This is a genomic window from Methylorubrum zatmanii, from assembly GCF_014845115.1.
Lineage (GTDB): Bacteria > Pseudomonadota > Alphaproteobacteria > Rhizobiales > Beijerinckiaceae > Methylobacterium > Methylobacterium zatmanii.
Genome location: NZ_NKUI01000193.1, coordinates 1 through 9,565 on the forward strand (window position 1 = coordinate 1; position 9,565 = coordinate 9,565).

General features: G+C 67.8%; 7 protein-coding genes and 1 tRNA gene. 2 read left to right on the forward strand and 6 right to left on the reverse strand.

Features of this window, described 5'->3' with window-relative positions; translation table 11 throughout:
- From MZTS_RS20440 to MZTS_RS25510, 4 genes are all read right to left on the reverse strand, one after another.
- Positions 1–2,080, reverse strand: a 2,080-nt coding sequence (locus MZTS_RS20440; protein WP_192285220.1) for a HAMP domain-containing methyl-accepting chemotaxis protein, incomplete at its 3' end; no start/stop codon positions are given.
- 19 nt (positions 2,081–2,099) lie between these two features.
- A complete protein-coding gene (locus MZTS_RS20445; protein ID WP_192285221.1) occupies positions 2,100–2,561 on the reverse strand; it encodes a chemotaxis protein CheW in 462 nt (153 codons plus the stop codon).
- A complete protein-coding gene (locus tag MZTS_RS20450; RefSeq protein WP_192285222.1) occupies positions 2,561–4,567 on the reverse strand; it encodes a chemotaxis protein CheA in 2,007 nt (668 codons plus the stop codon). Before MZTS_RS20450 ends, MZTS_RS20445 begins: the two co-directional genes overlap by 1 nt.
- Before the next feature lie 722 nt (positions 4,568–5,289).
- The gene (locus tag MZTS_RS25510) at positions 5,290–6,411 is read right to left on the reverse strand and encodes a methyl-accepting chemotaxis protein (RefSeq protein ID WP_192285223.1); all 1,122 of its coding nucleotides are present in this window, start codon (positions 6,409–6,411) and stop codon (positions 5,290–5,292) included.
- A 447-nt stretch (positions 6,412–6,858) separates the two neighbouring features.
- Between MZTS_RS25510 and MZTS_RS20460 the strand changes: the two genes are divergently transcribed.
- Complete coding sequence (locus tag MZTS_RS20460) at positions 6,859–7,140, forward strand: STAS domain-containing protein (RefSeq protein WP_009867575.1); 282 nt, start codon at positions 6,859–6,861, stop codon at positions 7,138–7,140.
- Between the two features lie 209 nt (positions 7,141–7,349).
- Complete coding sequence (locus tag MZTS_RS20465; RefSeq protein ID WP_009867576.1) at positions 7,350–7,715, forward strand: response regulator; 366 nt, start codon at positions 7,350–7,352, stop codon at positions 7,713–7,715.
- 96 nt (positions 7,716–7,811) lie between these two features.
- Here the strand turns inward: MZTS_RS20465 and MZTS_RS20470 are convergent.
- Together MZTS_RS20470 and MZTS_RS20475 are read right to left on the reverse strand one after the other, a co-directional pair.
- Positions 7,812–7,888, reverse strand: a tRNA-Arg gene (locus MZTS_RS20470).
- A 183-nt stretch (positions 7,889–8,071) separates the two neighbouring features.
- Positions 8,072–8,863: a DUF2189 domain-containing protein gene (locus MZTS_RS20475; RefSeq protein WP_192285224.1), complete on the reverse strand. Its 792-nt coding sequence runs from the start codon at positions 8,861–8,863 to the stop codon at positions 8,072–8,074.
- Positions 8,864–9,565: the final 702 nt, after the last annotated feature.

The following is a 9,565-nucleotide window of genomic DNA, read 5'->3' on the forward strand; positions in this document are numbered from 1 at the left end:
TGCGCACCGAGGCCGGGACCGGCGCCGCCATCCGCGCCGCCGTCGCCCGCAGCCGCGTCACCGCCTGATCCACCCCGGCGGGAGCCGCATCCGCCTCGTCGATCCGGAAATAGGCGATCGTCGCCTGGAGCCGCTCGGCCTGGGTCGCCAGCTCCTCCGACGTCGCCGAGACCTGCTCGGAGGCGCTGGCGTTCTGCTGGGTCACCTTGTCGAGCTGCTGGATCGCCTGGTTGATCTGGCCCGAGCCGATGTCCTGCTCGCGGCAGGCGGCGGAGATCTCCTCGACCAGGGCGGCGGTCTTCTTGATGTCGGGCACCAGCCGGCCGAGCATGTCGCCGGCGGCCTGGGCCGCCTTGACCGTGTCGGTCGAGAGCGTGCCGATCTCGGCGGCGGCGGCCTGAGAGCGCTCGGCGAGCTTGCGCACCTCGGAGGCCACCACGGCAAAGCCCCGTCCGTGTTCGCCGGCACGGGCCGCCTCGACGGCGGCGTTGAGGGCGAGCAGGTCGGTCTGGCGGGCGATCTCCTGCACGATGGTGATCTTCTGGGCGATGGTCTGCATCGCCTCGACGGCGCGGCCGACGGCGGCGCCGCTGGCCTCGGCATCGAGGGCGGATTGGCGGGCGATGGCCTCGGTCTGGCCGGCATTGTCGGCGTTCTGCTTCACGTTGGCGGCCATTTCCTCCATGGAGGCGGAGGCTTCCTCGGTGGAGGCGGCCTGCTCGGTCGAGCCCTGCGACAGCTGCTCGGCTGAAGCCGACAATTCCTGCGAGCCCGCCGAGACGTTGCCGGCGGCGGCGCTCGCCTCGGCCACCACGGCCCGCAGCTTCGCCAGCATCGTCTGCAGGGCGAGCCCCATCGTGTCCTTGTCGGAGAGCGGCTTGGCCTCGACCGTGAGGTCGCCGGCAGCGATCGCGTTGGCGAGACCGGCCGTCGCGTTGAGGTTGGCCGTCATCCCGTTCATCGCGGCGATGAGGTCGCCGATCTCGTCGCGGGAGCCGGTATCCACGTTCTGGCTCAGGTCACCCAGCGCCACAGCATCGGCCAACGCTACGGCGCGACCGAGCCCGCGGGAGATCGAGAGGGCGAGCCAGGTGGCGAGAGCGAGGCCAAGAAGAAGGGCGGCGGCAACCGCCGCGATCATGATCATCTGGCCCTCGCTGGCTTCCATCCCGGCCCGCGCCACGGCATCGGCCATGCGGCGGCTCTGGAGTTCGATCAGGGCATCGAAGGCGTTGATGGCCGCCGTGCTCTGTGTCGCATACTCGCTCGAGGCGAGTTCGACCGCCCGGATCGCCGCGCCGGTTCCCACGAGGCTCAGAGCTTTGTCGAAGGAAGAGGCCCAGATCTCGAATTTCTGGCGCAGCCCGGCGGAGGACGCGGTATTCGCTGCGTTGACGCGGAGCAGATCATCCATTGCACGCGAGATCTCCTCGCGTGTCTGCTGGGCCGCCCTCACACGCTGGTCGAGCCCTTCGACTGTCGTCGCCCCGGTCGCCGCCTGCAGCTGTCCCCAGCTCCGTTCCAAGCGGATTTGAAAGGCCGAGGCGAGCTTGGACAAATCCTCGGAGGCTCCCACCTCCGGCTGAGACTTGGCGAGGGTCTCGAGTTCCGATCGTAACGCGGCCATTGCTGGGTGGCCATTGGTATTGATTTCGGACCAAGTCCTGGCGGTCGAGTTGAGGCGCGTCAATTCCAGGATCTTCCCGGCCAGCGCGCGCTGCTTCTCGTATTTGTCGGAGAGGGTGTTGAAGAGGCGCAGGCCCTCCTCGATGTTGATGTAGGTCTTGGCCTTGCCCAGGGCCTCCAGGGCCGCAGCCTGATTGTCGGCGGTGCGTTTGACGAAATCCGCCATCTGGGCATCGTCGGAGCTGATCACCGCCGCGCGGGTATTCGAGACACCGCGGATCGCCTGCGCCTTCGCATCGAGCACGTGAGCCTGCATCGTGGCGCGGCCGACGACGAACTTCATGGCCTCCTCGGCCGACTTGAGCTTCATGTAGCCCACGCCACCGGCAGCCGCGCTCAAGAACAGGACGGTTCCGAAGCCTATGGCAAGTTTCGCCTTGATTGTGAAGCGCATCTTTCTTGCCCCTCTTTTGCTATATTAATGTTTTCTTGATATCGGGCATAATGACGAATTCATCGTCGCATTTGACGATTCCTTTGATATATTCTGGTTTCCAGGGGGCTCCGACCTTCGGTACGGGCTGCTGGTTTCCGAAATCGATCTCCCTGACCTCGAAGACCTTGTCGGCGACCAGGGCGACTACGACGGGATCGCCGTCGATCTCGACCTCGATCACCACGAAGCGGGTGTCCGGCGTGGTCGCGGCCGGCTTCATGCCGAAGCGCTCGCGGATATCGGCGAGCGGCACCACGTTGCCGCGCACGTTGACGATGCGGTCGAGATGGGAGCGCGCGCCCGCGACGCGGGTCGCCGGGATCGGGTCGATGATCTCGCGCACCATGCCGGCATCGAGGGCGAAAGTCTCGGAGCCGATGCGCAGCATCACGACCTGCAGGGTACCGTCCCCCCGGACGGTTGCGGATGCGTCGGACATCAGGCCACCTCTTGGAACTCGCGGACCGGATCCGCGCGGCCACCCGTCACGAGCTGGCCGACATCGATGATGAGGGCGGCGGTGCCGTCGCCCAGGATCGTCGCGCCGGAGAAGGTCGTGACATCGGCCTGCAGCTTCGACAGCGACTTGATCACCGTCTGGTGGTTGCCGATGATCTGGTCGGCGACGAGCCCGACCCGGGCCTCGCCGACCGAGACGACGATCACCTTCTGATGCGGATCGGGCGCGTCCGTGGCGCCGAAGAGCTGGCGCAGCCGCAGGAACGGCACGAGGTCGCCCCGGATGTCGAGGAAATCCCGGCCGCGCTCGCTGCGCTCGCTCTCGGGCAGCTCGACGCATTCCTCCACCGCCGAGAGCGGCACGACGTAGCGCCCGTCGCCGACCCGGATCAGCAGCCCCTCGATGATCGCCAGGGTCAGCGGCAGGCGCAGGACGACCGTGGTGCCGGCCCCCGGATCGGTGCTGACGTCGATCGTGCCGCGCAGGGACTCGATGGTCTTCTTGACCACATCCATGCCGACGCCCCGGCCCGACAGGGCCGAGATCTCCCGGGCTGTCGAGAAGCCCGGCGCGAACAGGAACTGGTAGATCTGCTGGTCGGTGAGCACGGCGCCTGGCTGGACGAGGCCCTTCTCCTCCGCCTTGGCGCGGATCCGCGCGGCATCGAGCCCGGCGCCGTCGTCGCTCACGCTCACCAAAACCTGCGCGCCGACATGCTCGGCGGTCAGCGCGATGCGTCCGGTCGCGGCCTTGGCCGCCGCCCCGCGGCGCGCGGGATCCTCGATGCCGTGGTCGATCGCGTTGCGGATCAGGTGGACCAGCGGGTCAGCGAGGCGCTCGATCATGGTCTTGTCGAGCTCTGTCTCCTCGCCCTCGGTAACGAAGTCGACGGGCTTGCCGAGATCGCGCGAGAGATCGTGGACGAGGCGCCGGAAGCGGCCGAACAGCGAGCCGATCGGCACCATGCGGATGCCGATGGTGGTGTCGCGCAGCCGGGCCGACAGGCGCTCGATCTCCTCGGAGATCGCCTTGATGGCGGGATCCTCCTGCAGGCCGGCGAGCTGGCTGAGGCGGGCCTGGGCGATCACGAGTTCGCCGACCCGGTCCATCAGCGCGTCGAGGCGCTGGGCCTCGACGCGGACCGTGGTGGCCGCCCGTTCCTCCGTGCGGCGCGGCGTTGCACGTGCCGCGGCCGGCGCCGCCGGGGACGCGGCGAGGGCCGGGACCGGAGGTGGGGAAGGTTCGGAGACGGGGGCCGGCTCCGGGCTGGGCGCTTCCGGCGCCGCCGCAAGCGGGGCCAGGCTCAGGCTCATCTCGTCCCGGACGAACAGGAACACGTCTTCGATGGCCTCGCGGCTCACGGCGCCGAGGAGGGTCACGTCCCATCCGATCGCCAGGGCTTCCGGGTCGAGGGCTTCGAGATCCGGCAGGGCGTCGAGGCGCGGCACCACGGTGCAGGCGCCGAGGTCGCGCAACTCGTCGAGGAGGGCGAGGGGGTTGGTGCCGTTGCGCAGGATATCGGGATCGAAGCTGAAGCCGATCCGCCAGCCCGCCGGCACCTCCGGAGCCTGCGCTGCCTCGCCGGGGAGGGGAGCCGCAGCGGTTCCGGCGCCGCCGCCCACCAGCCGCCCCAGCTCGGCCAGGATCGCCTCGCCGATCACGGGCGCCGTGGCATCCGGATCCTCGATCAGTGTCCGGATATGGTCCTTGGCCGAGAGCGAGACATTGACGAGATCGACGCTCACCCGCACCTCACCGCGCCGGACGCGGTCGAAGGCGGTCTCGAAATCGTGGGTGAAGGCAGCGACCTGCTCGAAGCCGAACATCGCGCCCGACCCCTTGATGGTGTGGAGCGCCCGGAAGGCGGTGTCGATCAATCCCCTGTCCTCGGGCCTGTCGCCGAGGTCGAGCAGGGTCGTCTCCAGGCATGCCAGAAGTTCAGCGGCTTCGGCGCGGAAGACATCCGTGGGATCGAGAGCAGTCATGGGCGATACCGGATCGGAACATGCGGAACGCGTCGTCCGGTAAGGGCGGTGCGCCCCCGGCGATGCCGGATCGACCGCAAGATCGGCCGCAGGCCCGGCAACCGATGACAGAACAACAGCGTCCGGCTGACGGGCAACATTAGTTAGTCTGCGCCTAATTTTGAATTAACGCGCCGATTTATGATTAAGGTGAAGGCGGCGTGGAGTGGATCGGCCGTGAAAGGATGATTTTATACTGTCTTTGTGGGATGCCGTGAGTAAGTGCTCCTGGGTTCACGGGATCACAGGATCGGGGGCGGCCATGCCGCTTGCGTGTCGTTCCGGATCCGATGGCTTCCGCCAAAGCCCCTGCGGGCGCTCCGGTCTCTCTTGCGGTCCGCCAAAGCGGACCGATGCGGTGACGCAGTTCCAATCGAGGGAGCCGCCGCCCCAGCCCGTTGGTTCGTCCGGTCGTCGGAAGGTGCCGAGACCGAGCCCGCCTCCACCCGTCGAGGGGGGCCGGAATCGTCACTCAGAGCCCGATCGACCGATCGATCCTGGCATCCATGACGATCCTCATGCTGAGGAGCTGCGCCGGCAGCCGCGAAGCATGCCGCGCCGCTCCACCGGTAGACCGGAGACACGGGATCGGCCGTACCGGTGTGCTTCGAGGCTTGCGCTTTCGCTCGGCGCCTCGGCATGAGGAGCGTGGGACTTGCCGGCGAGCGGACTCGAACAGGTGCTCAGAACAGGTCGATCCCGGCCAGCGGGTCGTCCCGATCCTGCTCCGGCGGCTTGGCCGGGCCCCGTCCCGTCAGGGCGAGGCTCAGGCGATCGCGCACTTCGCCCAGGGTGCAGCGGGCGATCATCGCCTCGACCCAGGCGGCATCGCGGGAATCCGCGTCGGCGGGACCGGTCTCGGCGGTCGTGCGCTCTTCGAGCTGATGCAGCTGCGTCCCCGCGGCGCGCAGCACGATCTCCAGATTCTGCAGGCGCTGCTTGGCGAGATCCTGGAATTGCATCGCGACGATTGCTGCCGAGACATCGTCGGTGACCGCCTGTGTGGTCTCGGCGGTCTGCTGCAGCACCCCGGCGAAGCGAGAACTCTGCTCGACCAGGGCCTGCATCGCCATGCCGACCCGGGCCTCGGCGTTCCGGCTTTCCTCCGACATGTCGATGGCGGCGATGTCGTGCACGAGGGCGTGGCTCGCGCGCAGGCCGGTGGCGATCGAGGCGATCTGTCCCCGGATCACCCCCGAGAGCGTGTTGATCGAGGCGGCGAGCGCCCGCACCTCGTCGGCCACCACCGCGAAGGCGCGGCCGGCATCGCCGGCGCGGGCAGCCTCGATCTTGGCGTTCAGCGCCAGCAGGTTCGTCTGGCGGTTGATCTTCTCGACCTCGGCAACGCTGCCCTCGACGGAGGTCAGGGTGGTCAGGACGCCGTCGAGGGTGCGCACCATCGTGCCGCCGGACGACGACATGGCGTTGATCTTGTCGATCAGGGCGCGCAGCGTCTCGCCAAGCCCCGCCGCGACATCGGCGAGATGAAGGGTCCGGCCGTCGATCTGCACCGCCTGGATCGAGGAGACCAAGCCGCCGACGATCTCGGACTGGTCACGGGTCGTGGCGGCGATCCGCTGAAACCGGTCTGACAGGCCGTGGACGCTGACCTCGACATCCGCCGAGACGATCCCGACTTCCCCGATCAGGGCATCGAGGGCCGCACGCTGCTGCGCGGAGAGGCCGAGCCAGGCCTGGAGCAGCTCGGCCGCGTCGGGCCGGGTGCCGGAGGGCAGGGGGCCGCCGGGCCGCCCCCAGTGTTCGGGGCCGGGTCGCGCAGCGTCATGGCCCGCCTGAAAGGACATTGTCCGGCTTCCTCAAGTCTTCCGTGGCGCCGGTTCCGATGGGCGGAGATCGAAACCGATACGCTTCAGCCCGCGTGGTGATGGAATCCGCCGAACCCCAGATCCGGCAACCCGCAAGGATCGGTCGGCCGCGATCCGGGTGCGGCAACACCCTGACCGGACCGAACGACGGGTCATCGGGGCCAGTGCTAGTCTTTCGGGTTGAAGGAAGAGTTATGCACCGGGGCGCGCGGACGATCCCCGTCACTCGGAAGGGCCGCCGCTGCCCGGCCCTGCGGATCGATGGGCAAGGCTCCGGCATGGGGCGGCTTCGAGGGCGGGCGAAAGCCGAGGGAGATCGCGCTGTCCGACGCATTCGAGGCGTTGATTTACCGACATTTTAAGGGCGGGCCGACATCGTGTCCGTGCCGCACCCCTTCCGGGTCCGGGCCGCAAGAACAGACGTCCATGTCCGATCCGGTTACCCTCCCGCTTGGCTCCGATTGCAGCATCCAGGCCGTCAAGCCGCTGCAGGCCGATCTGATCGCGGCCTTCGCCGGGGCGGAGGCCGTCACCCTCGATTGTGCGCGGATCGAGCGGGCCGACATCGCTTTCGTTCAGATCGTCCTGGCGGCGTCCGCGACGGCCGAACGGCGCGGCAAGCGCCTCGGCCTCGCCAACCTGCCCGCTCCGGTCGAGGCGGCGTTCCACCGCGCGGGCATCGCCGCAGCGCTCTTCGCCCCTCGCTGACGCGTCCTCCCGGACGGCGTCGCCCGGTAATGGGGTTCGCTGTGTCCTATTCCGAGGGCCGCCCGCCTCTCGCCGAGCCGACCCGCTCGAAAGCCCGCCTGTCGGCTGGAGCGATCCGGCGGTGTCGCCCTCTCCCACCGGCTGAGTTCCGGCTCGGCCCGAGATCTCTTTGCTCTTCCCGAACTCTTCCCGAAGGACCCGTATCCGCCATGGCCACCATCCTCGCCGTCGATGACTCCCCCAGCATCCGCCAGATGATCAAGGTCGTCCTCGGTCCGGCCGGTCACACGGTGATCGAGGCCGGCGACGGCGCCGAGGGCCTCGCCAAGGCCGGCAGCAGCGCGCTCAATCTCGTCATCACCGACCTCAACATGCCGGTGATGAACGGGCTGGAGATGATCGCGAAGCTGAGGGGCCTGCCCTCCTGCACCGGTGTGCCGATCCTGTTCCTGAGCACCGAATCGGACGAGGGCATCAAGCAACGGGCCAAGCAGGCGGGCGCGACCGGCTGGATCACCAAGCCGTTCAAGCCGGAGCAGCTTCTGGCGGTGGTGTCGAAGCTGACCCGGGCCTGACGAGACCCGATCGATCCGGTCCGCGTTGGCCCCGCAGGGTGCCGAGGCGGGCTCCCGGCGGCCGGCAGCGTGGGATGGGGACCCAATGGGTTGAGCTGGCGACCCCGGTAGGGCTCGAACCTACGACCTGCCGCTTAGAAGGCGGCTGCTCTATCCAGCTGAGCTACGGGGCCGACGCCAAGCGTCGTATCAGGCCCCTTGCCACCCGTCCATGAGAGAGTCCGGCCGAAGGCCGCGTCCGCCTCGCTTCTGAGATCGCTTCTCCTGGAGGAGGGCGGCCGCCGTCCTGTCCCCCGCTTGCCGATGTCCGGCCGGGCTCTGGGGTGGTGGCGCGCCTCCGCGAAGGCAGGCTGCGATCAGGGCAGGACGGCGCGCCGGTAGAGATGCCAAGTGGCGTGGCCTAGGATCGGTAGCACGAGGGCGAGGCCGATGAAGAGCGGCAGCATCCCCACGACCAGCAGGCCGACGATGGTCAGGCCCCAGACGAGCATCGTGCGCGGGTTCTCCCGCACGAGTGCCAGGGAGGTCTCCATGGCTGTGGCCGCATCGGCACCGCGATCGATGATCAGCGGGAAGGTGACGGCGCTGATGGCGAGCGCCAGCAGGGAAAAGGCAGCGCCGACCAGATTTCCGGCGACGATCAGCGCCCAGCCACGGGGCGTGGTCACCACCTCTTGGGCAAGGGCGAACATCGAGGCGAAGCGCGTCTCCCCGAACAGCGCCCAGTACAGCCCCATGGCGGAGATGATCCAGGCGACGAAGAGGATCAGCAAGACGGCGCCAACCATCCCGATGGCCTTGGCCGATCGGTTCGTCAGGGGGGTGAAGGCTTTGACCCAGGATGTGTCGAGGCCCAATTCGCGTCGCCGGCTTAGCTCGTAGAGAGTGATCGCCGCGAAGGGGCCGATAAGGGCGAAGCCAGAGGCCAGGGGAAACAGGATCGGGATCAGCCGACCCTCGAACGTCGCTGCCGCGATGAGAACGCCCGCGACCGGATAGATGGCGATGAGGAACAGGACATGGGTCGGCATCGCACCGAAATCGTCCATTCCTTGTTTCAGCGCGGCGCGAAGATCCTGTAGGTCGATTCTGCGCAGGTTGGGGTGGGGCGCCGTCAGCAGCGTCGATGCGGCATGAGGATATGCCATCGGATCGTCCTCTCTGTAGAAGACTTGCCTTGATCGGGCGGTGAAGAGCAATCTTTGTCGTCAAGCTTTCATCTGCGGATTTTCTGAAAGTCTATCAACAATCTTCTCGCGTGTCACAGCGGATTCATTTCCGGTTTGTGAGTCGGTATTGGGCTTTTCTCCCTGATCTTGTGCTGGTCTCATGGGGCTGCCCAACGGGTCCGCGGCATCGATCTGCTCGCGATGCCTGCCTTGGTGAGGTGGGATTCGCGGGCCCGACGAGAAACGAAGCCTGAAGCGCGGGAACGGGGTCTATCTCCGTGCTTGTCTTCTCTACCTCTCTCTGAACGGGCGACGACTGTCGCCGGGGGGGCACCCGCCATCCGGAATGGCCGTCGGATGCATTCTCGCAGCCCGTGGCGGCTCCCTTGGAGGTTTTCGTATTTTTTCCGATTGACGGTCCGGATCGTGGTGCGTATACGCCTGCTCATCGACGGGGCGGCGCTCTCCGGCTTGTTGCTGGGGCGGGGTTCCGGTGGTCTTCGAGGCTGTTGGGGAAGCGGAGCTGATCCGGGCGACTGGATCGGGCGTTCTCTGTCTTTGATGTCTTGGAGTGTCGGCCGGTCCGGGCACTGCGGTGCCGGTGGGGCGGGTTGACAGGACGGTTCGCCGGCTCTAGAGCCGCGGACCGCTGCGGCGGGACCGATCTGGTCCGGCGCGGAG

What these genes read in the sequence shown, in the direction of transcription:
- MZTS_RS25510 (WP_192285223.1), bottom strand. Translation starts at nt 6,411, where the DNA reads ATGTCCTTTCAGGCGGGCCATGACGCTGCGCGACCCGGCCCCGAACAC.
- MZTS_RS20450 (WP_192285222.1), bottom strand. Translation starts at nt 4,567, where the DNA reads ATGACTGCTCTCGATCCCACGGATGTCTTCCGCGCCGAAGCCGCTGAA.
- MZTS_RS20460 (WP_009867575.1), top strand. Translation starts at nt 6,859, where the DNA reads ATGTCCGATCCGGTTACCCTCCCGCTTGGCTCCGATTGCAGCATCCAG.
- MZTS_RS20475 (WP_192285224.1), bottom strand. Translation starts at nt 8,863, where the DNA reads ATGGCATATCCTCATGCCGCATCGACGCTGCTGACGGCGCCCCACCCC.
- MZTS_RS20445 (WP_192285221.1), bottom strand. Translation starts at nt 2,561, where the DNA reads ATGTCCGACGCATCCGCAACCGTCCGGGGGGACGGTACCCTGCAGGTC.
- MZTS_RS20465 (WP_009867576.1), top strand. Translation starts at nt 7,350, where the DNA reads ATGGCCACCATCCTCGCCGTCGATGACTCCCCCAGCATCCGCCAGATG.